Genomic DNA, 25,765 nt, shown 5'->3' on the forward strand with positions numbered 1-25,765 from the left:
TCCGAACCCGGAAGCTAAGCCTTTCAGCGCCGATGGTACTGCAGGGGGGACCCTGTGGGAGAGTAGGACGCCGCCGAACAAATTTTAGCCTCAACTCCCGTGCCCTTTTGGGCCGGGGGTTGAGGCATTTTTGCGTTCAGGACCTTTCCCGTAGAGCCGTAGAGCCCTAAAGCCGTTGAGCTGTAGAACCCTCCGTACCCCTGTGCACTCGTCGCTCCCCGCTGCCGGTAGGGTCAGGGGGCATCGTTGGCACGTTCACAGGAGGCCCCCGGGTGGAGGTCCAGGAGACTCGCGTTCAGACGGACCGGGTGCTCACCATCCCCAACATCCTCAGCATGGCGCGTCTCATCGGCGTACCCGTGTTCCTGTGGCTGATCCTCCGACCCGAGTTCGGCGGGCCCAAGAGCGATGGCTGGGCATTGCTCGTACTGGCGCTCAGCGGTGTCAGTGACTACCTGGACGGGAAGCTCGCCCGGCGCTGGAACCAGATCAGCAGTCTCGGCCGGCTGCTCGACCCGGCGGCCGACCGGCTGTACATCCTTTCCACACTCGTCGGTCTCACCTGGCGGGAGATCCTGCCGTTTTGGCTGACCGCTGCCCTTTTGGCCCGGGAGCTGATGCTTCTGGTGATGGTGGGAATCCTCCGCAGGCACGGCTATCCGCCGCCGCAGGTGAACTTCCTGGGGAAGGCTGCCACGTTCAACCTTATGTACGCCTTCCCGCTGCTGCTGCTGAGTGACGGAAGCGGATGGCTCGCCGATCTGGCGGCGATTTTCGGATGGGCGTTCGCCGGATGGGGTACAACTCTGTATTGGTGGGCAGGGATCCTGTATGTGGTTCAGGTCCGCCGGCTGGTCAAGGCGGACTCAGCGGCCGATTGAGCTCGTCGGCGGTCCTTCGGAGCAGAGGGGTCCGCGCTTGATGCCAGGGGGCCCACCCGGACGGGTGCAGTCGGCTAGACCGTCGTCTCGTCAAGGAGGACGCTTCCGACATGAAGGCCGTCGTGATGGCCGGTGGCGAAGGAACACGCCTTCGCCCCATGACCTCGAGCATGCCCAAGCCGCTCCTGCCGGTGGTAAACCGGCCGATCATGGAGCATGTGCTGCGGCTGCTCAAGCGGCATGGGCTCAATGAGACCGTCGTAACCGTGCAGTTCCTGGCCTCGCTGGTCAGGAACTACTTCGGCGACGGCGAGGAGCTCGGGATGGAGCTCACCTATGCCAATGAGGAGAAGCCCCTCGGTACCGCGGGCAGCGTCAAGAACGCCGAGGAGGCCCTGAAGGACGATGCCTTCCTCGTCATCTCGGGTGACGCCCTCACCGACTTCGATCTGACTGATCTCATCAACTTCCACAAGGAGAAGGGCGCACTGGTCACGGTGTGCCTGACCCGGGTGCCCAACCCACTGGAATTCGGCATCACCATCGTCGACGAAGAGGGAAAGGTCGAGCGCTTCCTGGAGAAGCCGACCTGGGGCCAGGTCTTCTCGGACACGGTGAACACCGGAATCTATGTGATGGAGCCGGAGGTTTTTGACTACGTCGACGCCGATGTGTCCGTCGACTGGTCCGGTGATGTCTTCCCTCAGCTGATGAAGGAGGGCAAGCCCATCTACGGCTATGTCGCGGAGGGCTACTGGGAGGACGTCGGCACGCACGAGAGCTATGTGAAGGCGCAGGCCGACGTGCTCGAAGGCAAGGTCGACGTCGACATCGACGGCTTCGAGATCTCGCCCGGTGTCTGGGTCGCGGAGGGCGCCGAGGTCCATCCGGACGCGGTGCTGCGCGGCCCGCTCTACATCGGTGACTACGCCAAGGTCGAAGCCGGCGTGGAGATCCGCGAGCACACGGTCATCGGGTCCAACGTCGTCGTCAAGACCGGGGCCTTCCTGCACAAGGCCGTCGTCCACGACAACGTCTACATCGGGCAGCACAGCAATCTGCGCGGCTGTGTGATCGGCAGGAACACCGACATCATGCGGGCGGCACGGATCGAGGACGGCGCTGTCATCGGCGACGAGTGCCTGGTCGGTGAGGAATCGATCATTCAGGGCAATGTCCGGGTCTATCCGTTCAAGACCATCGAGGCGGGCGCGTTCGTCAACACCTCGGTGATCTGGGAGTCGCGCGGCCAGGCCCACCTCTTCGGGGCGCGCGGTGTCTCCGGCATCCTCAATGTGGAGATCACCCCGGAGCTCGCGGTGCGGCTGGCCGGTGCGTACGCGACGACCCTGAAGAAGGGCGCGACCGTCACCACGGCCCGTGATCACTCGCGCGGTGCGCGCGCCCTGAAGCGGGCGGTGATCTCGGCACTTCAGGCCAGCGCCATCGACGTACGGGACCTGGAGAACGTACCGCTGCCGGTGGCCAGACAGCAGACCGCGCGGGGCAGCGCCGGCGGGATCATGATCCGGACCTCGCTGGGTGTGCCGGACTCCGTGGACATCATGTTCTTCGACGAGCGGGGAGCGGACCTCTCGCAGGCCGGGCAGCGCAAACTGGACCGGGTGTACGCACGTCAGGAGTACCGGCGGGCGTTCCCCGGCGAGATCGGGGACCTGCAGTTCCCGAGCAGCGTCTTCGACTCGTACACCGGGTCGCTGCTGCGCAAGGTCGATACGACGGGGGTCGCGGAGGCCGGCCTGAAGGTCGTGGTCGACGCGTCCAACGGCAGTGCGGGGCTGGTCCTGCCCAGTCTGCTCGGGCGTCTCCAGGTGGACTCGCTCACCATCAACCCGGGGCTCGACGAGTCGCGGCCGACCGAGACGGCCGACGGACGGCGGGCCGGGCTCGTTCGGCTCGGTGAGATCGTGGCCTCGGCGCGGGCCGCGTTCGGTGTGCGGTTCGACCCGGTCGGGGAGAAGCTCTCGCTGGTCGACGAGCGCGGGCGGATCGTGGAGGACGACCGGGCGCTGCTGGTGATGCTCGATCTCGTGGCGGCCGAGCGGCGCAGCGGGCGGGTGGCGCTGCCGGTGACCACGACCCGTATCGCCGAGCAGGTCGCCGCGTACCACGGTACGCAGGTGGAGTGGACGACCACGTCGCCCGACGACCTGACGCGCGTGGGCCGCGAGGAGTCGACCATCTTCGGTGGCGACGGGCGCGGCGGGTTCATCATTCCCGAGTTCAGCAGCGTCTTCGACGGCGCGGCCGCCTTCGTACGGCTCATCGGGCTCGTGGCGCGGACGCAGCTCACGCTCAGTCAGATCGATTCGCGGATACCACGCGCTCATGTGCTGCGGCGGGACCTCGCGACGCCATGGGCGGTCAAGGGCATGGTGATGCGGCGGGTGGTGGAGGCGGCCGGGGACCGGTCGGTGGACACGACCGACGGGGTACGGGTCGTCGAGGCCGACGGCCGCTGGGTGATGGTGCTGCCCGACCCGGCCGAGGCGGTCACCCATCTGTGGGCCGAGGGGCCCGACGACGCCTCCGCGCAGGCGCTGCTCGACGAGTGGTCGGCGATCGTGGACAGCGCAGGTCACTGAGGTATTCGGGGGCGCCGGGCGGGGTCGTGGGACGCCGCCCGGCGCACCGGTGGGGCCATTCGGCGGCAGGGGCGCCGACGTGCGACGATGTGCGGCATGTCGCAGCAGCCCCCCGTTCGGAGCACACCTTCTCCGCCGTCCCGCCCCGACGCGTCCATGTCGCTGCTGACCAATGTGATGGACCACGCCCTCGACGACGGGTACGCGGAGGCGACGGCCCGGCGCAAGGCCGAGGGCCAGGAGGGCATGCCCCGTAACCTGCGCGCGAAGCTCGCGCTGGCCGCCGGTCTGCTGCTCGCCGCCGTGGTGGTGACGGTCGGCGCCGCGCAGGCGCGGATAACGGCGCCGGTGGTCGCCAAGGAGCGCCAGGAGCTGATCGGGCGCGTGGAGGCGGAGACCAAGGCCGCCGACGACCTCCAGAAGAACGTCGACTCGCTGCGCGACGAGGTCGGTGACCGTCAGCGCAAGGCGCTGGAGAAACACGGCGGCGACCAGGGCGAACTGGTCGCGCTGCTGTCGGGAGCGACCGAGGTGCACGGCCCCGGGGTGAAGCTGGTCGTCGACGACGCCAAGAACACCGAGACGGGCGGCGGGGCCAACCCGCGCGAGAACAGCAGCTTCTCGGACACCGGGCGGGTGCGCGACCGGGACATGCAGCGCGTCGTCAACGGTCTGTGGCAGTCCGGCGCCGAGGCCGTCGCCATCAATGGGCAGCGGCTCACCGCCCTTTCGGCGATCAGGGCGGCGGGCGACGCCATACTGGTCGACAACAGGCCGCTGGTGCCGCCGTACACGGTGCTCGCGGTGGGGGACGGGAAGAAGCTCAGCACCGCCTTCCAGGACAGCGCCGACGGTCAGTATCTCCATGTGCTCCAGGAGAACTACGGCATCCGTTCCAGCATTTCGGACCAGGGCGAGGTGCGCCTGCCGGCCGCGCCGAGCCTGATCGTACGTACAGCACAGCCGCAGGCCACGGACGCCGGCAGGGGCGCGGCCGCCACAAGGAAAGGCACATCGTGATCGCCGTACTTGGCCTCGTCGTGGGAGTCGTGGTCGGACTTTTGGTCCGGCCCGAGGTGCCTGCGGTGGTCGAGCCGTATCTGCCCATCGCCGTCGTCGCCGCGCTGGACGCGGTCTTCGGCGGTCTGCGGGCCATGCTCGACGGCATCTTCGTGGACAAGGTCTTCGTGGTGTCCTTCCTGTCGAACGTCGTCGTGGCGGCGCTGATCGTGTTCCTCGGTGACAAGCTGGGCGTGGGCGCGCAGCTGTCGACCGGTGTGGTCGTCGTGCTCGGCATCCGGATCTTCTCCAACGCCGCGGCCATCCGCCGGCACGTCTTCCGGGCGTGAGGCCGATGAGCAGCGAAGACACGCCTGAGCAGGGCCCGGAGCACACCCCCGGACCCGCCGATGGGGCCCCCGACCGGGCCCCGGGACCGGCCGACCGTGCCCCTGGGGCCGCCGACCGCACCCCCGGGCCCGTCGCCGGAAGCACCCCTTCCGTTCCGGAGCCCCCTCGGGCCGACACGCCCGGGATGCCCGGCCCCGCGCCCCAGGAACCGTCCGGTCCGCAGTTGACGGGCCGGCAGCGGCTGGCCGCCGGGGTGTGGCCGCCTCGGGTGACCCGGGCCCAACTGATCGTCGCCCTGCTGCTGTTCGTGCTCGGTCTGGGCCTGGCCATCCAGGTCCGATCCACCAGCGACAACAGCGCGCTGCGCGGGGCCCGCCAGGAGGACCTGGTGCGCATCCTGGACGAGCTCGACTCCCGTACCAAGCGTCTTGAGGACGAGAAGCAGCGTCTCGAAGGGCAGCGCACCGAGCTGGAGACCAGCTCGAACCAGGCGGCGGAGGCGCGTAAGCAGACCCTGGAGAAGGAGCGTCAGCTGGGCATCCTGGCCGGTACGGTCGCGGCGCAGGGCCCCGGCATCACGCTGACCATCACCGACTCCAGGAAGGCGGTCGAGGCGGACAAACTGCTCGACACCATCCAGGAGCTGCGTGCCGCGGGCGCGGAGGCGATCCAGGTCAATGACGTCCGGGTAGTCGCCAACACGTACTTCTCGGACGCCGACGGGGGCATCGAGGTCGACGGCCGGAAAGTCACCGCTCCGTATGTCTTCAAGGTGATCGGAAAGCCACAGGATCTCGAACCCGCGCTCAACATCCCCGGCGGCGTGGTGCAGACTCTGGAGAAGGAGCAGGCCACGGCCACTGTGGTCCGTTCCGAGAAGATCGTCGTGGATGCCTTGCGACCTGCGAAGCGGCCTGACTACGCTCGGTCGTCCTCGCGGTGACGCGGGGCCGCATGCGAGCGACCGCACAAGGGCATGAGCTTGCGGGGGGTCGGCGCACCCAACTCGTGGTGCGTGGTGGAAACTGTTTGGCGGATACGGACGTTGTGAGGATGTCCGGGTCGGCCGGTGTGTTGATTCTGGGTTCGTCCTGCCCCACGGGCGGGTCTGTTTCGGTCAAGGGGAATCGCCCGTGAAGTTGTTTGCGAAGTTGTTCGGCAAGAGCGCACGTGAGGACGGTGCCAGCGGCTCCGCCCGGCATCGTGCCCGAGGCCGTGGACAGGCGGAGGAGCAGGGCGGCGAGCGCCCGCTGTTCCGCGACGAGGTGGGTCGCCCCGGTGGCGACATTCCGGGCGGTCCGGGCGCGTCTTCTGTTGACCCTGCCGGTCCCGGCCGCATAGGTTTCGGGGAACCATCGAGTACGGGTGGAGGGTTTACGCCCGACCCGTATGCGACGAGCGCCCACGCGGTCCAGCCCGGGCAGGAGGATCCGTCCATGCCGGTGTGTACGAGGTGCGGGCACAGCAATGCGGCGGCCAGCCGTTTCTGCTCCAACTGCGGCGCGCCGCTGCGCCCGGGCGCGGTCCCTGAGCGTGCCGCGGAGACCACGTCGACGATCTCGATCTCGGGCCTGGAGGCGTACGACTCCGAGGTGACGGGCCAGACGGCGCTGCCGTCGCTGTCGCCGGAGGCGCAGGCCGCGGTCGACGCGCTGCCGCTGGGCTCCGCCCTCCTGGTGGTGCGCCGCGGGCCGAACTCGGGCAGCCGCTTCCTGCTGGACGGCGAGCTGACCACGGCGGGCCGGCATCCGCAGAGCGACATCTTCCTCGACGACGTGACCGTGTCGCGCCGTCATGTCGAGTTCCGCCGGGGCCCGGACGGCCGTTTCACCGTCTCGGACGTCGGTAGCCTCAACGGCACGTATGTGAACCGGGAGCGGATCGACTCGATCGACCTGTCCAACGGCGACGAGGTGCAGATCGGGAAGTACCGGCTGGTGTTCTACGCGAGCCAGCGCGGCTGACCCTCTCCCAGTCCGTTCGGGGGCCCCTCAGGGGAAGATCCATCCAGGGAAGGCCCATGCTGCACACACCGACGGGCGGTGCCGGAAACGGCACCGCCACAGCGGGCGACCGGCTGATGAGCATCGGCACCGTCCTCAACCAGCTGCGCGAGGAGTTCCCCGAAGTCACCATCTCCAAGATCCGCTTCCTGGAGTCCGAGGGGCTGGTGGAGCCCCGGCGCACGCCGTCGGGGTACCGCAAGTTCAGCCCCGAGGACGTGGAGCGGCTCGCCCAGGTGCTGCGGATGCAGCGGGATCACTATCTGCCGCTGAAGGTCATCCGCGAGCACCTCGACGCGCTGAGCCGGGGCGAGGAGCCCGCGCTGCCCGCTCCGGGCGGAGCACGCGATCTTCCGGACGGCGGGGGCGAGGGGGACCCGGACCGCCCCACAGCGTCCCGTGTGGGGCGTACGGAGCTTCTGGTGGCCGCTGAGGTCACCGAGGAGGAGCTGACCGAGTGGGAGTCCTACGGGCTGATCTCGGCCGGTCCCGGGGGCGGCTACGACGCGGAGTCGGTGAATGTGGCGCGTCTTGTGGCGGACCTGGGCCGATTCGGCCTGGAACCACGTCATCTTCGCGCCATGAAGGCGGCGGCCGACCGCGAGGCCGGTCTGGTCGAACAGGTGGTCGCACCCCTGCGGCTGCACCGCAACCCGCAGACCAGGGCACATGCGGAGGCGACCGTGAGGGAGCTCGCGGCGCTGACCGTGCGGCTCCACGCTGCCCTGGTCCAGACCGCTCTCGGGGTCCGGCTGCACTGACCTCGGGGGTCCCCGACTACCCAAACCTGCCGGGCACGTCCTAGGGTTGCTGTGTGAACGAGCTCGACGTCGTGGGTGTCCGGGTGGAAATGCCCTCCAACCAACCGATCGTGCTCCTGCGTGAAGTGGGAGGCGATCGGTACCTCCCCATCTGGATCGGTCCAGGGGAGGCGACCGCGATCGCCTTCGCCCAGCAGGGGATGGCGCCGGCGCGGCCGCTGACGCACGACCTTTTCAAGGACGTGCTGGAGGCCGTGGGTCAGGAGCTGACCGAGGTCCGCATCACGGACCTGCGCGAAGGTGTCTTCTACGCGGAGCTGGTCTTCGCCAGTGGTGTCGAGGTGAGCGCGCGTCCATCGGACGCCATAGCGCTCGCCCTGCGCACCGGAACGCCGATCTACGGCAGTGACGGGGTGCTCGACGACGCGGGGATCGCGATCCCGGACGAGCAGGAGGACGAGGTGGAGAAGTTCCGCGAGTTCCTCGACCAGATCTCGCCCGAGGACTTCGGCACCAACAGTCAGTGAGCCGCTGCGCCGAGAGCCTGCACACCGGGCGGCTCCGGCGCATTCGAGTAGCCTTTCCCCGAAGAGGGGTACGCGAAACCACTCTCAGGGTGATTATCACTCGGCGTGCCGAGTGTGGCGATCGTTGACGCACCCCGAGTGACTGCCTACCGTCGTGAGGGCAGTTCAAGGACGGAGGGTCGGCGTGAGAAGCAGCGGCGACAGTACGGCAGGGGAGGCCCCCGGACGTCCGGGGGAGAGCGGGCCGTACCCGCCCCCAGGCTCTCGGCCGAGCCCGAGCAGTGGACACCCCCTTCACGACAGTGCGGACGACACCAGCACCGACACCGTCGGATACCGGGGGCCGACGGCCTGCGCGGCGGCGGGGATCACCTACCGGCAGCTCGACTACTGGGCGCGCACCGGCCTGGTCGAGCCCAGTGTGCGTCCGGCGTACGGATCGGGCACCCAGCGGCTCTACAGCTTCAAGGACGTCGTCGTCCTCAAGATCGTCAAGCGTTTCCTGGACACCGGGGTCGCCCTTCAGAACATCCGTACCGCCGTCCAGCACCTGCGCGAGCGCGGCTTCCGCGATCTGGAGCGCATGACGCTGATGAGCGACGGTGCCACCGTGTACGAGTGCTCCTCGCCGGACGAGGTCGTCGACCTGCTCCAGGGCGGCCAGGGGGTCTTCGGCATCGCCGTCGGTGTGGTGTGGCGCGACGTCGAGGCGGCCCTGTCCCAGCTGCACGGAGAACGCGTCGACACCGGCGAGACGCTGGTCGGGCACAACCCCGCCGACGAGCTCGCCCGGCGCCGCAACCGCGCGGTCTGAGGTGCGCCGGGCCGCCGGGGGCCGATTGTCAGTGGCGTGAGGCAGCATCGGTGATGTGAGAGCCGCGCCGACCATTCTGCATCTGGACATGGATGCCTTCTTCGCCGCCGCAGAGCAGGCGTCGAAGCCCAGTCTGCGCGGAAAACCCGTGATCGTGGGCGGCCTCGGACCGCGCGGTGTGGTGGCCACCGCGTCGTACGAGGCACGGCGCTTCGGCGCGCGTTCCGCGATGCCGATGGCGCAGGCGAGACGGCTGTGTCCCAACGGCGCGTATCTGGTGCCGCGCTTCGGGTTCTACCGTTCGATCAGCGAGCAGGTGATGGAGTTGCTGGGGCGGCTGTCGCCTCTGGTGGAGCCCCTGAGCCTCGACGAGGCGTTCGTGGACCTGGAAGCCGGGGGAGTCGCGTGGGACGCCCAGTCGGCCCGTGAGGCAGGTCTGCGGCTGCGTGCGGACATCCGCGCGGTCACGGGTCTGACGGGGTCGGTGGGGCTGGCGGGGTCCAAGATGCTGGCGAAGATCGCCTCGGAGGAGGCGAAGCCGGACGGGATGCTGCTCATAGAGCCCGGCACCGAGCGGGAGCTGCTCGCCCCGATGCCGGTCAGGACGCTGCCGGGCGTGGGGCCCGCGACCGGGGAGCATCTGCGCCGCGCCGGGATGACCACGGTGGCGGATCTGGCCGAGGCGGGCGAGGACGAGCTCGTACGGCTCCTCGGCAAGGCACACGGGGCGTCGCTGCACCGGATGGCCCTGGGGCTCGACGACCGTCCGGTGGTGGCCGAGCGGGACACCAAATCGGTGTCGGTCGAGGACACCTTCGACGTGGATCTGCACGACCGGGTGCGGGTGATGAACGAGGTGGCGCGGCTCGCCGACCGCTGTGTGCAGCGCCTGCGCGCCTCCGGCCACTCGGGCCGCACGATCGTCCTGAAGGTCCGCAGATACGACTTCTCGACGCTGACCCGGTCGGAGACGCTCAGGGGGCCCACGGACGACCCGACGGTGGTGCGCGAGGCGGCCCACCGTCTGCTCGACTCCGTCGACACGACGGGCGGGGTGCGCCTCCTGGGGGTCGGGGTCAGCGGCCTCGCGGACTTCACGCAGGAGGACCTCTTCGCCCAGGCGGCCGGTGAGCAGGGGGCGGTCGAGGAGGCGGCCGCCGAGGACGAGGCGGGTCCGGCCGCCCCCGAGCAGGCGGAGGCGGTGGACCCGGCCGAGCGGCGCTGGCTGGCCGGGCACGACGTGCACCACCGCGAGTTCGGCCCCGGCTGGGTCCAGGGCAGCGGGGTGGGGCGGGTGACGATCCGGTTCGAGACGCCCACGTCGGCCGTGCCCGGACGGGTGCGGACGTTCCGGGTGGACGACCCCGACCTGGAGCCGTCCGAGCCGCTGCCGCTGGTGGCGGCCGCCGAGGAGCCGTCGGCACCCGCGGCCGCGGGGACGGGTGACCGGGGGACGGGAGACGCGGAGGGTCAGGCCTCGTCGTCCTCCTCGCCCGCCAGCCGGCCGAAGTCCCGGTCGGTGCCGGGGAGCGGATCGGGGGCGGCGATGTCCAGACCGTAGTGGTGGTAGAGCTGCAGCTCCTGTTCGGGGGAGAGATGGCGGCCGACACCGAAGTCGGGAGCGTCCTTGATCAGCGCCCGGTCGTAGGGAATGTGCAGGGCGTCGTCGACGAGGGTGCTGGGCTCCAGCGGGACGAAGGCGTCCCGGCTGAACAGGCCGGTGCGTACGGCGGCCCACTCGGGTACTCCGGTGGCGTCGTCGAGGTAGACCTCGTCCACCGTCCCGATCTTGTTGCCGTTGCGGTCGAACGCCTTGCGGCCGATCAGGCTGCGCGGATCGATATCGGTCTGCACGGTCCCTCCAACTGGTCGCAACTGCTCGTAAGCACTACGAAAGTGCACATCGCGGGCGTCGGCCACTCGAAGGATCAGCCCCATGGCGCGCTGGTACCCTGGCCATGGCTGCTGACCCCGCGCGGGAGAGTCCTCCGGAAAGAAGTCCGGAGGCGCCGAAGGAGCAAATCCTCCCCGGAATCTCTCAGGCCCACGTACCGCGCGGACGAGGTCACTCTGGAAAGCAGGACGGGGGACGTGCGGGCATACGCCTGTGCGCGCACCCTTTCCTCACCGACGGTGAAAGCCGGGACGCCCCCACGCGCCCCGGTGAAGCTCTCAGGTTGAGATGACAGAGGGGGAGGCCGTCCGGGTACCCGCGCCGTGGTGCCCCTCGCAGGTCGTGCAGACCAGGAGGCCTCCGTAATGACCGCCAACCGCATGCCGCTCACCGAGCTCGAGCGTGGCATCCCCTTCGAGCAGCGTCACATCGGGCCCGATGCCGAGGCCCAGGCGAAGATGCTCGCGCAGGTGGGCTACGGCTCGCTCGACGAGCTGACCGCCGCCGCGGTGCCGGACGTGATCAAGAGCGCCGAGGCGCTGGGTCTGCCCGGCGCCCGCACCGAGGCCGAGGTCCTGGCCGAGCTGCGCTCCCTCGCCGACCGCAACAAGGTGCTGGCCCCGATGATCGGTCTGGGCTACTACGGCACGTTCACGCCGCCGGTGATCCTGCGCAACGTCATGGAGAACCCGGCCTGGTACACCGCGTACACGCCGTACCAGCCGGAGATCTCGCAGGGCCGCCTGGAGGCGCTGCTCAACTTCCAGACCGTCGTCGCCGACCTCACCGGGCTGCCCACCTCGGGCGCCTCCCTGCTCGACGAGGGCACCGCGGCCGCCGAGGCGCTCGCGCTCTCGCGCCGGGTCGGCAAGGTCAAGGGCGGGGTCTTCCTCGTCGACGCGGACACCCTGCCGCAGACCGTCGCCGTCATAGAGACGCGCGCCGAGCCGACCGGTGTCGAGGTCGTCGTCGCCGACCTGAGCCGCGGCATCCCGGCCGAGGTGGCCGAACGCGGTGTGTTCGGCGTGCTGCTCCAGTACCCGGGCGCCTCCGGCGAGGTCCGCGACCTCAAGCCGGTCATCGACGAGGCCCACGAGCTGGGCGCGATCGTCACGGTCGCCGCCGACCTGCTCGCCCTGACCCTGCTGACCTCGCCCGGCGAGCTCGGCGCGGACATCGCGGTCGGCACCACCCAGCGTTTCGGCGTCCCGATGGGCTTCGGCGGCCCGCACGCCGGCTACATGGCGGTCCAGGAGAAGTTCGCCCGCAGCCTGCCCGGCCGCCTCGTCGGCGTCTCCGTCGACGCCGACGGCAACAAGGCGTACCGCCTGGCGCTGCAGACCCGCGAGCAGCACATCCGCCGCGAGAAGGCCACCAGCAACATCTGTACGGCGCAGGTCCTGCTCGCCGTCATGGCCGGGATGTACGCGGTCTACCACGGCCCGGACGGCCTGCGGCAGATCGCCCGCCGCACCCACCGCTACGCGGTGATCCTCGCCGAGGGCCTGCGCGCCGCCGGTGTGGAGGTCGTGCACGGTTCGTACTTCGACACGCTGACCGTGCGCGTGCCCGGCAAGGCCGCCGAGGCCGTCGCCGCCGCCCGGGACGGCGGGGTCAACCTGCACCTGGTCGACGCCGACACCGTCTCGATCGCCTGCGACGAGACCACCGATCGCGACCGCGTCGCCGCCGTCTGGGCCGCCTTCGGCGCCGAGGGCGACATCGAGGCGCTGGACGCCACGGCCGCCGACACGCTGCCGTCGGCGCTGCTGCGCGGCGACGCCTTCCTCACCCACCCGGTCTTCCACCAGCACCGCTCCGAGACCGCGATGCTGCGCTACCTGCGCAAGCTCGCCGACCGTGACTACGCGCTGGACCGCGGCATGATCCCGCTCGGCTCCTGCACCATGAAACTGAACGCGACGACCGAGATGGAGCCGGTCACCTGGCCCGAGTTCGGCCAGATGCACCCCTTCGCGCCGGCCGAGCAGGCCGGCGGCTACCTCACGCTCATCCACGAGCTGGAGGAGCGCCTCGCGGAGGTCACCGGGTACGACGCGGTGTCCATCCAGCCCAACGCCGGGTCCCAGGGCGAGCTCGCGGGTCTGCTCGCGGTCCGCGCCTACCACCGGGCCAACGGCGACGAGCAGCGCACGGTCTGCCTCATCCCGTCCTCCGCGCACGGCACCAACGCCGCCAGCGCCGTGATGGCCGGCATGAAGGTCGTCGTGGTGAGGACCGCCGACGACGGCGAGGTCGACATCGCCGACCTGCGCGCCAAGATCGAGCAGTACCGCGACGAGCTCTCGGTGCTGATGATCACCTACCCGTCCACGCACGGCGTCTTCGAGGAGCACGTCGCGGACATCTGCGGCGAGGTGCACGACGCGGGCGGCCAGGTCTACGTCGACGGCGCCAACCTCAACGCGCTGGTGGGTCTCGCCAAGCCGGGCAAGTTCGGCGGCGACGTCTCGCACCTCAACCTGCACAAGACGTTCTGCATCCCGCACGGCGGCGGCGGCCCCGGCGTCGGCCCGGTCGGTGTGCGCGCGCACCTCGCGCCGTACCTGCCCAACCACCCGCTCCAGCCGACGGCCGGTCCCGAGACGGGCGTCGGCCCGATCTCGGCCGCCCCGTGGGGCTCGGCGGGCATCCTGCCGATCTCGTGGGCGTACGTACGTCTGATGGGCGGCGAGGGCCTCAAGCGGGCGACGCAGGTCGCGGTGCTCGCGGCCAACTACATCGCCAAGCGCCTGGAGCCGCACTACCCGGTGCTCTACACCGGCCCCAACGGCCTGGTCGCCCACGAGTGCATCGTGGACCTGCGGCCGCTGTCCAAGGCGACCGGCGTCAGCGTCGACGACATCGCCAAGCGTCTGATCGACTACGGCTTCCACGCGCCCACGATGTCGTTCCCGGTGGCCGGTACGCTGATGATCGAGCCGACCGAGAGCGAGGACCTGAACGAGATCGACCGGTTCTGCGAGACGATGATCGCGATCCGTGCCGAGATCGAGAAGGTCGCCTCGGGCGAGTGGCCCGCCGACGACAACCCGCTCGCCAACGCCCCGCACACCGCCGCCGCGCTCGGCGGCGAGTGGAACCACGCGTATAGCCGCGAGGAGGCGGTCTTCCCGGCCGGCGTCTCGGCCGCAGACAAGTACTGGCCGCCGGTGCGCCGCATCGACGGTGCCTTCGGCGACCGCAACCTGGTCTGCTCCTGCCCGCCGCTGGACGAGTACGACAACTGATCGCGTACGACCATTGATGTAGAGCCGTCCACGGCTCACATACATCGGGGCCGGTGCGGGGTTTCTCCCCGGGCCGGCCCCTTGTCGTGCGGTGCTGTGCGGTTGTCTCCGTGCCGGCGGCCGCGCTAGGCGGCCTTCGCCACCTGTCCGGCTGTCAGCGCCCGGTGCGGGGCGATGATCCGCCCGTCCGGCAGCAGCTCACCGGTGTCCTCGAAGATGAGGACGCCGTTGCACAGCAGGCTCCAGCCCTGCTCCGGGTGGTGCGCCACGAGCTGCGCGGCCTCCCGGTCGGCGGAGTCGGCTGTCGGGCAGGCTGGCTGGTGCTGGCACATGGATGCGTTCTTTCGCTGCGTCGTAGTAGTGAGTGTCCTGCGGCTCGATGCGGTGTTCATGGCCGCCCCCCGTTGGTAAGTCGGTCGGTCCGCTCCCAGTGTTGCCCTACGGGCGTCAATCCGCAGGGATTTCGCGGCACCACTTCCTACTGCATATTGACGCATCACTCGTGCGGCCGGTTCAACTCAACTGCCCTGCCTCTTCGGGTGGTTCGTGGTGACCGTTACGGACTAGCCCGTACGGAGGACGCGCGCACCGGCGCACAGCACAGCGCCCCGGGGCGAAGGGGCTCCGGGGCGCTCCGGGCTGGTTCTTCCGGGCGGGCGGCGTCCAGCCGGGTGGCCGGGACGTCAGACGGGCTGGCTCAGCAGGGGTGCGGGGGTGAGCCGCAGCGTCATCACCGGCAGCAGCTCGGAGACCCGGTGCGGGCGGTGGGCGCAGATGCCGGGCGGGGCGGGCGCCAGCGGCACCAGCAGGTCGGCCGGGTCCAGGGCGCCGGAGGCGGGGTCCGCCGTGGTGTCGCGCCGCAGCCACAGCGTGAGCATGTACAGCTCCGGCACCGAGAGCAGCCGGGGCTCGAAGTCCATGGTGAGCGCCTCCGCCTGGCGCAGGGCGCGCTGGGTCGAGGCGAGGTAGGGGCCCTCGAAGAAGTGCGAGAAGGCCCAGCCGTCCGGGGTGAGCATGGTGTCCGCGGCCGCGACCACGCCCTCGCCGTCGCTGATGAGGAAGCGCCAGCCGGCCAGGCGGCTGCGCGGGGCGCGGGCGCTCGGGGTGATCCGGTCCAGCACATGGACGGGGAGCGGGAGTTCGGGGGTCAGCGGGCCCTGTGCGGATCGCAGGGCGGGAGTGCGCGCCGCGCGGACGGCGGTGGGGGAACCGAGTGCCGCGAGGACGCTGCGCAGGGCTGGCGCGGGGGCCGGGGGAACATGCAGCGGCATGGTGGGTCGCCTCTCACTTCGGAGACACGTTGGTGCGTGGGCGTTGCGGACGGCGCTGTCTGCGGTGATACGGGGTCAGAGGGGGGCCGGGGGAACAGTGGCCGGGGCGCCAACTCTCTGCCTCGTCAGCGAAGTTTATACGACACGTGTTCAGGGCGTGTTTCAGCTAGCTGTCGTCAGTATTGCGGGCAAGTCGGATTCCGGTCCTTGTGGTGCGGCATACATCCCGATTCGCGGAACAGGGTACCCGACTGGCCTGCAAAGGTCCGCCGATGGCGGTAGGCCGAAACCCGTCGGTGTTTTTCACGATTCCCGAAGGCGTGGTATCCGCAAGTTGCTGTATGCCGAATGCATGTGCCCGAGGCCGGTTCGTACCAGCTTACTACCCAGCCGCCTTCCATGGGGCGTTAGAGATCAGCCAGCCTGGGCATTATCGATCGTGACGCACGCGGCCGGCCGGGCCGGCTGCCCATTCGAGGAGGGACGCTTCGATGGGTGAGAAGGTCGTGGCGGGCGAGTTCGACCTGTCCGATCGGCACGCGTACCGGCAGAAGCTCCAGCAGTGCCTGGAGGGGCTGGGGCGACTCCTGACCGAACGGAGGTTCGATCGCCCGAGGAATCTGATGGGCGTGGAGATCGAGCTGAATCTCGTGGGGCCCGACGGTATGCCGCGCATGATGAACGGGGAGGTTCTCGAGCGGATTGCGAGCAAGGATTTCCAGACCGAACTCGGGATGTTCAATCTCGAAGTGAACATTGCCCCGCACCGGCTCGGCGGCCGGGTTTTCGATCAGCTCTCCGAGGAGCTGCGGACCGGTCTCGGGTACGCCGAGCGCAAAGCGGGCGAGGTCGGTGCCGGGATCCTGATGATCGGAATTCTCCCGACGATCAGCCAGCAGGACCTCGTCTCCGCGAACCTTTCCCGTGCCGACCGCTATGTGCTGCTCAACGATCAGATCGTGGCGGCCCGCGGCGAGGATTTCACGCTCGACATCGAGGGCGTCGAACGCCTCGTCTGCACCTCCGGTTCCATTACTCCGGAAGCCGCCTGCACCTCCGTGCAGCTGCACCTCCAGGTCACCCCGGCCCGGTTCGCGGCCGTGTGGAACGCGGCGCAGGCCATCGCCGCCGTGCAGATCGCGGTGGGGGCCAACGCGCCCTTCCTCTTCGGCCGGGAGCTGTGGCGCGAGTCGCGGCCGCCGCTCTTCGAGCAGGCCACCGACACCCGGCCGGCGGAGCTGCGCGCCCAGGGCGTGCGCCCGCGCACCTGGTTCGGTGAGCGCTGGGTGGCCTCCGCGTACGAGCTGTTCGAGGAGAACCTGCGCTACTTCCCGCCGCTGCTGCCCATCTGCGACGAGGAGGAGCCGCTGGCGGTGCTGTCCGCGGGCGGGGTGCCCACACTCCAGGAGCTCGTCCTGCACAACGGGACGATCTACCGCTGGAACCGCCCGGTGTACGGGATCGCGGACGGCGTGCCGCATCTGCGGGTGGAGAACCGGGTGCTGCCGGCCGGGCCCACCATCACCGATGTCATCGCCAACGCGGCCTTCTACTACGGTCTGGTGCGCTCCCTGGCCGAGGACAGCAGGCCGGTGTGGACCCGGATGCCGTTCGCGGTGGCCGCCGCCAACTTCGAGACGGCCTGCCGCCAGGGCATCGACGCCGAGCTGCTGTGGCCGGTGCCGCGCCGGGCGGGCGGCGTCGCGCGCGTACCGGCCGTCAAGCTGGTCCGGGACGAGCTGCTGCCGCTCGCGTACGCCGGGCTCGACGCGTGGGGAGTGGAGCCGGCCGACCGGGACCACTACCTCGGCGTCATCGAGGAACGCTGCCGGCGCCGCGTGAACGGGGCCTCCTGGCAGGTCGACACGTACCACCGCGCCCTCGACGCCGGTCTGACCCGCGAGGCGGCGCTGGCGGCCACCACGCGCCGCTACCGAGATCTGACGCACGGGGGCGAGCCGGTCCACACCTGGCCGCTGGGCTTCCCGGCACGGGGGTGAGGAGTGCGAGGGGCGGGCGGGCGCGTCAGCCCGTCCCGCCGCCCCGGCCCACCGTCATGATGGCCTTCAGGATCACCGCCTGGATCTCGGCCGGGTCGGTGACCTGGTAACCCGCGCCGCCGGTGGCCCGGGCGATCTCCTTGACCGACGCGCCGTCCGCGTCCGGGCCGACCGCGATGGCGATCATCGGCACCGGCTTCGCCGGGTTGGCAAGCTTCTGGAGCTGGGTGATGAGCTCGGCGCGCGAGATGCTGCCGGGGTCCTCGTTGGCGCCGTCGGTGAGGATGACCAGCGCGTTGAACTTGCCCTGCCGGTAGCCCGCGGTGGCCTGCTTGTACGCGGCGAGCGTCGTGTCGTACAGACCCGTCGCCCCGTCCGGCACCGGCTGGAGCGCGCCGAAGGCCGCGGCCAGCCGGTCGCGCTGGGTGCGGCCGCCCTTGACCGGGTCGCCGAGGCGGGCGGCCGGCACCAGCTCGCGGTAGTCGCGCGAGCCGTCGAGGCGGGTGGCGAAGTCCCACAGACCGATCTCGTCCTCGGGCGTGAACTGCGCGAGGGCCTGGAGCAGTGAGGCCTTGGTGACGTCCATCCGCGACCGGCCGCCCGCGCCGGGCACGGGCGCGGCCATCGACCCCGAGGCGTCCACGACGGTGGTGAGCCGGGCGCTCTGCACGACGATCGTCCACATCCCGAGGGCCTCCTGGAGCTCTTTGGCGGAGGGGGCCTCGGCGGTGGACGTGGCGTAGGGCTGCGGAGCGGTGGCGCCCGCCTTCTTCACGACCGTCTCGTCCACCGCCTCGCCGGGCGTGCGGAAGCCGCTCCTGGTGAGGGTCCGCCGGGACTCCGGCTCGCCGAGGAGCGTCAGGAACCGCATCGCGGCGCGGCTGCGGTCGGTGCTCAGCCGGTTCTCGCGGACGATCGTGTACGGGTAGTCGAGCAGCGGCGCCCCGTCCTTCGGGTAGAAGAGGTCGAGCCCCTGCCCCCCGCCCCGGCCGGTGTTGTACGCGTACGCCGCCTGCTCGGAGAGGACGACGGCCTGGTTGCGGCGCGGGTTGCCGCTCTCGCCGCCCGAGCCGTCCCGGGCGAGGGTGTCCACGACCTGGGCGTCGGTGTCGGAGGTGCGCTGGGAGAGCACCTTGGCCAGGGCCGCCGCCCTGGTGTCGCCGTCCGCGCCCTGGCGGGCCGTGGAGCGCCCGATGCCGCTCAGCGCGAGGAGGCCGACGGCCGAGCGGGCCGGGTCGGCCGCGCCCAGGCGCAGCGCGTCCGAGCGGGTGGCGGCCGCGGCGAGTTCGGCCCAGGTGTACGTCCTGGACGGCCAGCCCAGGGACTTCGCGGCGGGCGCCACCAGCGCGAGCGCGACCGGCGAGGCGGCGATGTGGCCCGCCGTGGCGACCGGGACGCTCTCGCCGCCCTCCTTGGCGCGGTCCACCCACAGCGCGGAGTCCGGTATCCACACCGCGAAGTCGGGGTCGCGGCCCGCGCCGAGCGCGTCGGCCACTTTGTACGACTCGCGGGCGGTGACCCGGACGTCGATGCAGGAGCCGTCGGAGGTGACCTTCTCGGCGCGGGCCCGCTCGGCGACGGAGCGGACGGCCGGAGCGACATCGGGGGAGGCGACGAGATCCAGCCGTACCGCGGAGTCCCGGCAGGAGTCGCCGAAGGAGAGCAGTCCGCTGCCGGCGGCCACGGCCGCGCCGCCCGCCACGACGAGGACGAGCAGGGTGGCGACGGCGACCGTACGACGGCGGGCGGCGGCCGGACGGGCCCGGGTTCCCTCGGTCGCGTGCTCGTCGGGCAAGCTGTGACGTCCCATGGCGGTGGTGCCCTCCTTGAATCCTGAACAAGGAAAAAGGGGGACCGCACCATGGAAATGGCGCTCGCCCCCCGGCCTGTCGCGCGCGATCTTCGTACTTTCATTCGAGACCCTAGCGGTGCGGTGGGGGGCCTGGGACGGGTTCGGTCAACTGGAGGCAGGTGTGCAGGTGGAGGCGGGGCGTGTGGCTGATTCTCTTCCCGAACGGGGGGTGTCGCCGCGGATCTTGCGGTCCGAGACGGTGCTCGTGCTGGCCCTCTCGCTCGGCGCGAGCGGTGTGTCGGCGCTGATCAGCTTTGTCGGATCGCTGACCAAGCCGGGTGGCCTCAAGGACCAGGCGGCGAAACTCAACACCTCGTACGCCCCCGGGCGGCCCTGGCTGGATCTCGCCTGGCAGCTCTTCGGCATCGCGAGCGCGCTGGTGCCGGTGGCGCTCGTCGCGCACCTGCTGCTGCGGGAGGGGGCGGGCGGTCTGCGCGTGCTCGGTCTCGACCGCGGGCGGCCCTGGCCGGACCTCGGCAGGGGCGCGCTCATCGCGGCAGGGATCGGCAGCGTGGGGCTCGGTTTCTATCTGGCGGCGCGGGCGGCCGGGGGCAATCTGACGGTCGTGCCGGAGTCGCTGCCGGACGTGTGGTGGAAGTACCCGGTGCTCGTCCTGTCGGCGGTGCAGAACGCCGTACTGGAAGAGGTGGTTGTCGTCGGGTATCTGCTGCGCCGGCTCGGCCAGTTGGGGTGGACCCCGCTGGCGGCCCTGACGGCGAGCTCGGTCCTGCGCGGCTCCTACCACCTCTACCAGGGCATCGGCGGCTTCCTCGGCAACATGGCGATGGGCGTGGTGTTCGTCCTGCTCTACCGGCGCTGGCAGCGGGTCGGGCCGCTGGTCGTGGCCCATTCCCTGCTCGACATCGGGGCGTTCGTGGGGTACGCGCTGCTGGCGGGGAAGGTGAGCTGGCTGCCGACGCTGTGAGGGGCCGGGCACGCGCGCGTGGATGACGGGCTGTTCTGCCTCGATCCGGCCTCGGTACGGGTGGGCCGCGCACGCGCGCGTGGATGACGGGTAAGGGGCGTACGGCTATGGCGTACGCCCCTTACCCATGTCTGCGGCCGGGCTGCCCCTCGGCCATCGCTACGGCGCGGTGAGCAGCTCGCCCTCGATGACGGTGACCGCCGTACCCGTCAGCAGGGTGCGCTCGCCCCGCAGGGATGTCCGCACCAGGCCGGTCCGGGCGGAGGCCTGGAGACCCGTCAGCTCGGTGCGGCCCAGGCGCGCCGACCAGAACGGCGCGAGCGCGGTGTGCGCGCTGCCCGTCACGGGGTCCTCGTCGATGCCGACGCGGGGGAAGAAGCCCCGCGAGACGAAGTCGTAGCCGAGGGAGGGGTCCTCGGCCGCGGCCGTGGCGATCACGCCGCGCTTGGAGTGCGCGGCCAGCGCCTTGAAGTCCGGCGTCAGGGATCGCACGGTCCGCTCGTCGGCCAGCTCCACGACCAGGTCGCCGATGAACTCGGAGGTGTCGTGGACGGAAAGGGGCCGCGCCCCCAGCGCCTCGGCGACGCCGTCCGGGACCTCCACCGGGGTGAGCGGCGAGGTGGGGAAGTCGAGCGTGATCGAACCGTCCTCGTGCGCGGTCGCGGAGAGGATGCCGCACTGGGCAGCGAACCTGACCGTCCCCGTCGCGGCGCCCGTCGTGTGCAGCACATGGGCGGTGGCCAGAGTGGCATGCCCGCACATGCCGACCTCGGTGGCCGGGGTGAACCACCGCAGCGCCCAGTCGGCCTCGCCGCCGGGCGGCAGCGGGAGCGCGAAGGCGGTCTCGGAGAGGTTGATCTCCCGGGCGACCCCCTGCAGCCAGACGTCCTTCGGAAACGCGTCGAGGAGCAGGACCCCGGCCGGGTTTCCGGCGAACGGGCGGTCGGTGAAGGCGTCGACGATTCGCATCTGCATGGGCAGGACGGTACGGGCCGGAGCAGGCCACCGGCCAAGGCCAATCCGGGGTGCTTGGCCCCTTCGGTGGCCCTCTCGCCCGCCTCGCTCCTGAAGGGGTTGGCAAGCGAGCGGTTCCGATATATCGTTGAGCCATCGCGACGGATCAACGATGGAAGGAGCGTAGCGATGCGTTCACCTGGACATGGGTGCGGACAGCACGGACCCGGCCATCGCGGTCGGGGCGACTTCGAGGGGCGGCGTGCCGCCTTCGGCCCCTTCGGTCCCGGCTTCGGCGGGGGACCCTTCGGGCCCGGCCGTGGTGGTCGGGGTGGTCCGCGGGGCAGGGCGCGGCGCGGGGATGTCCGCGCGTCGATCCTGGCCCTGCTGAAGGACCGGCCGATGCACGGTTACGAGATGATCCAGGAGATCGGCGAGCGCAGCGGCGGGGCGTGGAAGCCCAGCCCCGGCTCGGTCTACCCGACCCTCCAGATGATGGAGGACGAGGGCCTGATCACCAGTGAGAGCGAGGGCGGCAAGAAGCTGTTCACGCTCACCGACGCCGGCCGCACCGAAGCCGAATCGGGGTCCGAGGCCCCGTGGGAAGAGGCCGGGCGCGGGGTCGACTGGGAGAGCATGAACGAGATCCGCCAGGCCGGGTTCGGTCTGATGGAGGCGTTCGGCCAGGTCTGGAAGACCGGCACCGCCGAGCAGCGCCAGAAGGCGCTCGGGGTCATCAACGACGCCCGTAAGAAGCTGTATCTGATCCTGGCCGACGAGGACTGACCCTGCCGGCCGACGGAGAGCCCCACGACCACCGGTCGCGGGGCTCTCCCTGTGCGCGGGCGGGTCCGTCAGGTCACCGGGTCGGTCAAGCCACCAGGCCGCCGAGCTTGCGCAGCGACTCGTTCAGTGCCGCCGTCGCCGAGTCCTTGAGCTTGCCCGCCATCAGCGAGACGGCGGCCCCGGTGAACTCGCCCTCGATCCGGACCACAGTCGCGTCCCCGTCGGGCGTGAGCGTGTAGCGGTTGCCGACGCTCACTCCCATCGGGCCCTTGCCCCTGATGCCGAGGAGCCGGCCCGCCTCGAACTCGTCCACGGTCCAGGTGACTTCGGCGGGGAAGCCCATGAGCTTCATGTTCTCGGCATAGGTGGCGCCGAGCTCCAGCTTGTCGGGGCCGCCGTGCGGGAAGCTGGTGTGCGTGGCGTTCCACTCGCCGTACGCGGTGAAGTCCGTCAGCTGGGCCCAGACCTTCTCCGGCGGAGCCTCCAGGCGCGCCTCCGCGCTGACCTCGGCCATGCGACCACCCCTTCACATCGGAAGCGAATCGGGAACGCGAATCGGGAACGCGAATCGGGAACGCGAATCGGGAACGCGAATCGGGACGTGTCGCGGAACGTAGCCGGGGTGTCGTGAACATTCAATACTGATGAACCGTCAGATCATCGAGCCGCTCATCAGCAACGCCCATATCTGCGCCGAGTCGAACAGGTCGGACGCGCGCGGGCGCGACGACTCGTCGTGGCAGTGGAGCGCGGCCCAGAACAGGTCGCCGCGCAGGGCGTCCCCCGGCGCGTACACCCGGTACACGTACTGCAGCCCGTCCTCGGCGAGCAGGGCGACCATCCAGCACATCGGGTCCCCTCCCGCGGTTGCCGGGGCGGCTGTGTCGTACGGGAGGGGACGTATACGGCGGCGGTGTGGTTGCGTGCGGGGCGTAAGGCCCGGCAGTGCGCGCCCCTGAGGCGTAAACCGCAAATCTCATCCACAAGGAGGAGAACCCGGTCATCCGTGCCCACCCAAGGTGGGATGCGGAATGCTTCCCGGCGGGGATGTCCCGGGGCCGCCTGCCTGATGGGGTAGGAGGGTGCACCACCCGATCCCGCGGGTCCCGGCCGTCCCGGCCCCGGTCCCCGCCACCCTTGACCTCGAAGCCCGGCTCACCGACGAGATGGCTTCGGTGGTCGCGGGCGCCCGCAGGAGGGCGCTGCGCGACGGTGACCGGCAGATCGACACCGCCCATCTGCTGCACTCGCTGATGGAGACGGATCCAGAGGTGCGGGCCGCCTTCGAGGGCGCGCCCCAGGTGGCGCGGGTGCTCGGCTATCTCGTCCAGCGCTCCATCGGATACGGACTGCGCTGGCAGGGGTCGGTGGAGGATTCGGGGGCGCTGCCGCTGCTCGCCCAGCCCGGCTGGTCGCCCGCCGCGGTCACCGCGATGGAGGGCGCGCTCGCCCGGGCCGGAGCCCGCGGCGACGTACGGGTGGGCGGCACCGACCTTCTCGCGGCGCTCGCGGCCGACCCGGAGTGCCGGGCCGTGGCGGTCCTCGACCACGCCGGAGTCGAGGCCGGAGAGCTCGCGGTACGGCTCGGCGAGGCCCCACCGTCTCGACAGGTGTCACAGGGGTGACGGTCCTGACTTCTCCTGTCATGATGTGCCGATGCAGGCGTCTCAAGGGAGATCCCAGGGAAGAAACGTCGGCCTGGGACTGGCCCTGGCTTCGGCGTTCTCCTTCGGCGGATCGGGTGTCGCGGCCAAGCCGCTGATCGAGGCGGGCCTGGACCCGCTGCACGTGGTGTGGCTGCGGGTGACGGGCGCCGCGCTCGTCATGCTGCCCGTGGCCTGGCGCCACCGGAGACTGCTCGTGCGCCGGCCCGCGCTGCTCGCCGGGTTCGGCCTGCTCGCCGTCGCCGGCGTCCAGGCCTGCTACTTCGCGGCGATATCCCGCATTCCCGTCGGCGTCGCCCTGCTCGTCGAATACCTGGCGCCCGCGCTCGTCCTCGGCTGGGTCCGGTTCGTCCAGCGCAGGCCCGTGACCCGGGCCGCGGCCATCGGCGTGGTGCTCGCCGTCGGCGGCCTCGCCTCCGTCGTCGAGATCTGGTCCGGGGTCAGCTTCGACGTCCTCGGTCTGGTGCTCGCGCTCGGCGCCGCCTGCTGCCAGGTCGGCTACTTCGTCCTGTCCGACCAGGGCGGCGACGCGGACGACGCGCCCGACCCGCTGGGCGTCATCGCGTACGGCCTGCTCATCGGCTCCGTCCTGCTCACGCTCGTCGCCCGGCCGTGGGGGATGGACTGGTCGGTGCTCGGCGGCAGCGCCGACATGAACGGCTCGGACGTCCCAGCGGCCCTGCTGCTCGGCTGGATCGTGCTGGTCGCGACGGTGATCGCGTACGTCACCGGGGTGATCTCGGTACGCAAGCTGTCGCCGCAGGTGGCCGGCGTGGTCGCCTGCCTGGAGGCGGTCATCGCGACCGTCCTGGCCTGGGTACTGCTCGGCGAGCACCTCTCCGCCCCGCAGATCGCGGGCGGCGCGGTGGTCCTGGTCGGCGCTTTCATCGCGCAGTCCTCGGCGCCGAAGGAGGCCTCCGGGCCGGTGGTGGCGGGCGGGGACGGGCACCCGCTGCCCATACAGGAGACGTCCGTACACGAGGCGCACGCCCAGGAGCCGCCCACGCGGAAGACGAACGTGCCCGAGGGCGAGTTGTCGGCCGGCCGGACCGCAACCTAGGGTGGCGATCATGCATTCGACCGTTCTACCGCCTCCCGTCGCGTAACGCGGGCGGCCGCACCCCAGACGAAGACCGGGCTCGGGCAGTCCCCGAGCGGCTCGTCGCTGCCCGCGTACTCCAGGCACGCGACCTTTTCCCGTCTTCCTCTTCGGAGTACGTACGTGTCGAACGCTTCCCCCTCCTCCGGCCTGCCCGTCGGGCGCGGCCTGCTCTATCTCGTCTTCGCCGGTGTCGCCTGGGGCACCGCGGGCGGCGCGGCCGCGCTGGTCTTCGACGCCAGTGACCTCGGCCCGCTCGCCCTCTCCTTCTGGCGCTGCGTCGGCGGGCTCGTCCTGCTGCTCGGCGCCCGCACGCTGCGCCGGCGCCCGGTGCGCAGGCCCGCGGAACCGCTGGGCACGCGCCTGCTGCGGATCCTGGGCAACGGCGTGGGCCTCGCGGTCTTCCAGAGCGCCTACTTCGCCGCCGTCGCCTCGACCGGTCTGGCCGTGGCGACCGTGGTCACCCTGGGCGCCGGGCCCGTGCTCATCGCCGTCGGCGCCCGGCTCACCCTCGGCGAGCGGATCGGCGGCGCCGGGCTGACCGCCGTGGCCGGGGCGCTCGCCGGGCTCGCCGTCCTCGTCCTCGGCAACGGCGGCGGCGCCGTCCGCCCCGCCGGAGTGCTGCTCGCGCTGCTGTCGGCGGCCGGGTACGCGGGGATCACGCTGCTCACCCGCCGCCTCGGCCGGGACGGCGCGGCCGCCGACCCTTCCGCCACCACGGCCTGGGCGTTCGCCGTGGCCTCGGTCCTGCTGCTCCCGCTCGCGGGCGCGGAGGGGCTGGTACCGCACACCGTCGAGCCGGTGCGGGTGGCCGTGCTGCTGCTGTACGTGGCGGCGGTGCCCACGGCGCTGGCGTACGCGCTCTACTTCGCGGGCGCGGCCGTCGTCCGGTCCGCCACGGTCTCCGTGATCATGCTTCTGGAGCCGGTGAGCGCGGCGCTGCTCGCGGTCGCGGTCCTGGGGGAGCGGCTGAGCGTGGCCACGGTCGCGGGAACGGTGTTGTTGCTGGTCGCGGTGGTCGGGCTGGCCGGGGCCGAGGCGCGGCTCGCCGCGCGGGCCCGGCGGGTCGCGGCGCCGGTCTGATCCGGCCGGGGGTTTTCGGAGCCGCTCCGGAAACCCCCGCCCGC

24 protein-coding genes, 1 rRNA gene and 1 riboswitch are annotated in these 25,765 nt (G+C 71.0%); of the genes, 18 read left to right on the plus strand and 7 right to left on the minus strand.

What is annotated here, in order from left to right:
* The 11 genes from rrf to AB0G17_RS26700 form a co-directional block, all read left to right on the plus strand.
* Nucleotides 1-79, plus strand: a 5S ribosomal RNA gene (rrf, locus tag AB0G17_RS26650); the annotation flags it as partial.
* A gap of 193 nt (nucleotides 80-272) precedes the next feature.
* The gene (locus tag AB0G17_RS26655; RefSeq protein WP_361387862.1) at nucleotides 273-881 is read left to right on the plus strand and encodes a CDP-alcohol phosphatidyltransferase family protein; all 609 of its coding nucleotides are present in this window, start codon (nucleotides 273-275) and stop codon (nucleotides 879-881) included.
* A 110-nt stretch (nucleotides 882-991) separates the two neighbouring features.
* On the plus strand, nucleotides 992-3,487 hold the full coding sequence (locus AB0G17_RS26660; protein ID WP_361387865.1) for a mannose-1-phosphate guanyltransferase: 2,496 nt from the start codon (nucleotides 992-994) through the stop codon (nucleotides 3,485-3,487).
* Between the two features lie 87 nt (nucleotides 3,488-3,574).
* Complete coding sequence (locus AB0G17_RS26665) at nucleotides 3,575-4,507, plus strand: DUF881 domain-containing protein (protein WP_361387867.1); 933 nt, start codon at nucleotides 3,575-3,577, stop codon at nucleotides 4,505-4,507.
* Entirely contained in the window at nucleotides 4,504-4,836 is a 333-nt protein-coding gene (locus AB0G17_RS26670; RefSeq protein ID WP_003970459.1) for a small basic family protein, read from the plus strand. The genes AB0G17_RS26665 and AB0G17_RS26670 overlap by 4 nt, the downstream gene beginning before the upstream one ends.
* Before the next feature lie 5 nt (nucleotides 4,837-4,841).
* Nucleotides 4,842-5,780, plus strand: a complete 939-nt coding sequence (locus AB0G17_RS26675) for a DUF881 domain-containing protein (RefSeq protein ID WP_361387870.1) — start codon at nucleotides 4,842-4,844, stop codon at nucleotides 5,778-5,780.
* Nucleotides 5,781-5,862: 82 nt separating this feature from the next.
* Nucleotides 5,863-6,801 (plus strand): FHA domain-containing protein, encoded by a 939-nt coding sequence (locus tag AB0G17_RS26680; protein ID WP_361388167.1) that lies wholly within the window; start codon nucleotides 5,863-5,865, stop codon nucleotides 6,799-6,801.
* Nucleotides 6,802-6,857: 56 nt separating this feature from the next.
* Nucleotides 6,858-7,601, plus strand: coding sequence for a MerR family transcriptional regulator (locus AB0G17_RS26685; protein WP_361387873.1), 744 nt, complete (start codon nucleotides 6,858-6,860; stop codon nucleotides 7,599-7,601).
* A gap of 53 nt (nucleotides 7,602-7,654) precedes the next feature.
* Nucleotides 7,655-8,128 (plus strand): bifunctional nuclease family protein, encoded by a 474-nt coding sequence (locus AB0G17_RS26690; protein WP_006123076.1) that lies wholly within the window; start codon nucleotides 7,655-7,657, stop codon nucleotides 8,126-8,128.
* Nucleotides 8,129-8,312: 184 nt separating this feature from the next.
* A complete protein-coding gene (locus tag AB0G17_RS26695; protein WP_361387876.1) occupies nucleotides 8,313-8,942 on the plus strand; it encodes a MerR family transcriptional regulator in 630 nt (209 codons plus the stop codon).
* A gap of 55 nt (nucleotides 8,943-8,997) precedes the next feature.
* Entirely contained in the window at nucleotides 8,998-10,503 is a 1,506-nt protein-coding gene (locus tag AB0G17_RS26700; protein WP_361387879.1) for a DNA polymerase IV, read from the plus strand.
* Here the strand turns inward: AB0G17_RS26700 and AB0G17_RS26705 are convergent.
* Complete coding sequence (locus tag AB0G17_RS26705) at nucleotides 10,413-10,796, minus strand: PRC-barrel domain-containing protein (RefSeq protein ID WP_361387882.1); 384 nt, start codon at nucleotides 10,794-10,796, stop codon at nucleotides 10,413-10,415. The two genes, AB0G17_RS26700 and AB0G17_RS26705, sit on opposite strands and share 91 nt — an antisense overlap.
* 112 nt (nucleotides 10,797-10,908) lie before the next feature.
* Nucleotides 10,909-11,006: riboswitch (glycine riboswitch) on the plus strand.
* Between the two features lie 195 nt (nucleotides 11,007-11,201).
* Here AB0G17_RS26705 and gcvP point away from each other — a divergent pair.
* A complete protein-coding gene (gene gcvP / locus AB0G17_RS26710; protein ID WP_361387885.1) occupies nucleotides 11,202-14,087 on the plus strand; it encodes an aminomethyl-transferring glycine dehydrogenase in 2,886 nt (961 codons plus the stop codon).
* Nucleotides 14,088-14,212: 125 nt separating this feature from the next.
* On the opposite strand, the gene AB0G17_RS26715 is transcribed toward gcvP, so the two are convergent.
* Entirely contained in the window at nucleotides 14,213-14,419 is a 207-nt protein-coding gene (locus tag AB0G17_RS26715) for a DUF5999 family protein (protein ID WP_067155431.1), read from the minus strand.
* Between the two features lie 351 nt (nucleotides 14,420-14,770).
* A complete protein-coding gene (locus AB0G17_RS26720) occupies nucleotides 14,771-15,358 on the minus strand; it encodes a hypothetical protein (protein ID WP_361387888.1) in 588 nt (195 codons plus the stop codon).
* Between the two features lie 491 nt (nucleotides 15,359-15,849).
* On the opposite strand from AB0G17_RS26720, the gene AB0G17_RS26725 reads away from it, so the two are divergent.
* Nucleotides 15,850-17,358, plus strand: a complete 1,509-nt coding sequence (locus tag AB0G17_RS26725; RefSeq protein WP_361387891.1) for a glutamate--cysteine ligase — start codon at nucleotides 15,850-15,852, stop codon at nucleotides 17,356-17,358.
* A 25-nt stretch (nucleotides 17,359-17,383) separates the two neighbouring features.
* Here the strand turns inward: AB0G17_RS26725 and AB0G17_RS26730 are convergent, their stop codons facing one another.
* Nucleotides 17,384-19,168 (minus strand): substrate-binding domain-containing protein, encoded by a 1,785-nt coding sequence (locus tag AB0G17_RS26730; protein WP_361387894.1) that lies wholly within the window; start codon nucleotides 19,166-19,168, stop codon nucleotides 17,384-17,386.
* 163 nt (nucleotides 19,169-19,331) lie between these two features.
* On the opposite strand from AB0G17_RS26730, the gene AB0G17_RS26735 reads away from it, so the two are divergent.
* Nucleotides 19,332-20,135: a type II CAAX endopeptidase family protein gene (locus AB0G17_RS26735; RefSeq protein ID WP_361387897.1), complete on the plus strand. Its 804-nt coding sequence runs from the start codon at nucleotides 19,332-19,334 to the stop codon at nucleotides 20,133-20,135.
* Between the two features lie 159 nt (nucleotides 20,136-20,294).
* On the opposite strand, the gene AB0G17_RS26740 is transcribed toward AB0G17_RS26735, so the two are convergent.
* On the minus strand, nucleotides 20,295-21,110 hold the full coding sequence (locus tag AB0G17_RS26740) for a PhzF family phenazine biosynthesis protein (protein ID WP_361387900.1): 816 nt from the start codon (nucleotides 21,108-21,110) through the stop codon (nucleotides 20,295-20,297).
* Nucleotides 21,111-21,278: 168 nt separating this feature from the next.
* Here AB0G17_RS26740 and AB0G17_RS26745 point away from each other — a divergent pair, with 168 nt between their 5' ends.
* Nucleotides 21,279-21,875: a PadR family transcriptional regulator gene (locus AB0G17_RS26745; protein ID WP_361387903.1), complete on the plus strand. Its 597-nt coding sequence runs from the start codon at nucleotides 21,279-21,281 to the stop codon at nucleotides 21,873-21,875.
* An 85-nt stretch (nucleotides 21,876-21,960) separates the two neighbouring features.
* Here the strand turns inward: AB0G17_RS26745 and AB0G17_RS26750 are convergent, their stop codons facing one another.
* Nucleotides 21,961-22,389, minus strand: coding sequence for an SRPBCC family protein (locus tag AB0G17_RS26750; RefSeq protein WP_361387906.1), 429 nt, complete (start codon nucleotides 22,387-22,389; stop codon nucleotides 21,961-21,963).
* A 138-nt stretch (nucleotides 22,390-22,527) separates the two neighbouring features.
* Complete coding sequence (locus AB0G17_RS26755) at nucleotides 22,528-22,725, minus strand: hypothetical protein (protein ID WP_361387909.1); 198 nt, start codon at nucleotides 22,723-22,725, stop codon at nucleotides 22,528-22,530.
* Nucleotides 22,726-22,957: 232 nt separating this feature from the next.
* Between AB0G17_RS26755 and AB0G17_RS26760 the strand changes: the two genes are divergently transcribed.
* From AB0G17_RS26760 to AB0G17_RS26770, 3 genes are all read left to right on the plus strand, one after another.
* On the plus strand, nucleotides 22,958-23,500 hold the full coding sequence (locus AB0G17_RS26760; RefSeq protein WP_361387912.1) for a Clp protease N-terminal domain-containing protein: 543 nt from the start codon (nucleotides 22,958-22,960) through the stop codon (nucleotides 23,498-23,500).
* Between the two features lie 31 nt (nucleotides 23,501-23,531).
* Nucleotides 23,532-24,599, plus strand: a complete 1,068-nt coding sequence (locus AB0G17_RS26765) for an EamA family transporter (protein ID WP_361387915.1) — start codon at nucleotides 23,532-23,534, stop codon at nucleotides 24,597-24,599.
* Nucleotides 24,600-24,761: 162 nt separating this feature from the next.
* Nucleotides 24,762-25,721, plus strand: a complete 960-nt coding sequence (locus tag AB0G17_RS26770; protein WP_361387918.1) for a DMT family transporter — start codon at nucleotides 24,762-24,764, stop codon at nucleotides 25,719-25,721.
* Nucleotides 25,722-25,765 lie beyond the last annotated feature (44 nt).

The organism is Streptomyces sp. NPDC023838, from assembly GCF_040639555.1.
GTDB lineage: Bacteria > Actinomycetota > Actinomycetes > Streptomycetales > Streptomycetaceae > Streptomyces.

Coding starts and splice junctions, on each gene's coding strand:
- AB0G17_RS26660 (WP_361387865.1), top strand. CDS start 992: ATGAAGGCCGTCGTGATGGCCGGTGGCGAAGGAACACGCCTTCGCCCC.
- AB0G17_RS26665 (WP_361387867.1), top strand. CDS start 3,575: ATGTGCGGCATGTCGCAGCAGCCCCCCGTTCGGAGCACACCTTCTCCG.
- AB0G17_RS26675 (WP_361387870.1), top strand. CDS start 4,842: ATGAGCAGCGAAGACACGCCTGAGCAGGGCCCGGAGCACACCCCCGGA.
- AB0G17_RS26685 (WP_361387873.1), top strand. CDS start 6,858: ATGCTGCACACACCGACGGGCGGTGCCGGAAACGGCACCGCCACAGCG.
- gcvP (WP_361387885.1), top strand. CDS start 11,202: ATGACCGCCAACCGCATGCCGCTCACCGAGCTCGAGCGTGGCATCCCC.
- AB0G17_RS26715 (WP_067155431.1), bottom strand. CDS start 14,419: ATGTGCCAGCACCAGCCAGCCTGCCCGACAGCCGACTCCGCCGACCGG.
- AB0G17_RS26720 (WP_361387888.1), bottom strand. CDS start 15,358: ATGCCGCTGCATGTTCCCCCGGCCCCCGCGCCAGCCCTGCGCAGCGTC.
- AB0G17_RS26725 (WP_361387891.1), top strand. CDS start 15,850: ATGGGTGAGAAGGTCGTGGCGGGCGAGTTCGACCTGTCCGATCGGCAC.
- AB0G17_RS26730 (WP_361387894.1), bottom strand. CDS start 19,168: ATGGGACGTCACAGCTTGCCCGACGAGCACGCGACCGAGGGAACCCGG.
- AB0G17_RS26740 (WP_361387900.1), bottom strand. CDS start 21,110: ATGCAGATGCGAATCGTCGACGCCTTCACCGACCGCCCGTTCGCCGGA.
- AB0G17_RS26745 (WP_361387903.1), top strand. CDS start 21,279: ATGCGTTCACCTGGACATGGGTGCGGACAGCACGGACCCGGCCATCGC.
- AB0G17_RS26750 (WP_361387906.1), bottom strand. CDS start 22,389: ATGGCCGAGGTCAGCGCGGAGGCGCGCCTGGAGGCTCCGCCGGAGAAG.
- AB0G17_RS26755 (WP_361387909.1), bottom strand. CDS start 22,725: ATGTGCTGGATGGTCGCCCTGCTCGCCGAGGACGGGCTGCAGTACGTG.
- AB0G17_RS26765 (WP_361387915.1), top strand. CDS start 23,532: ATGCAGGCGTCTCAAGGGAGATCCCAGGGAAGAAACGTCGGCCTGGGA.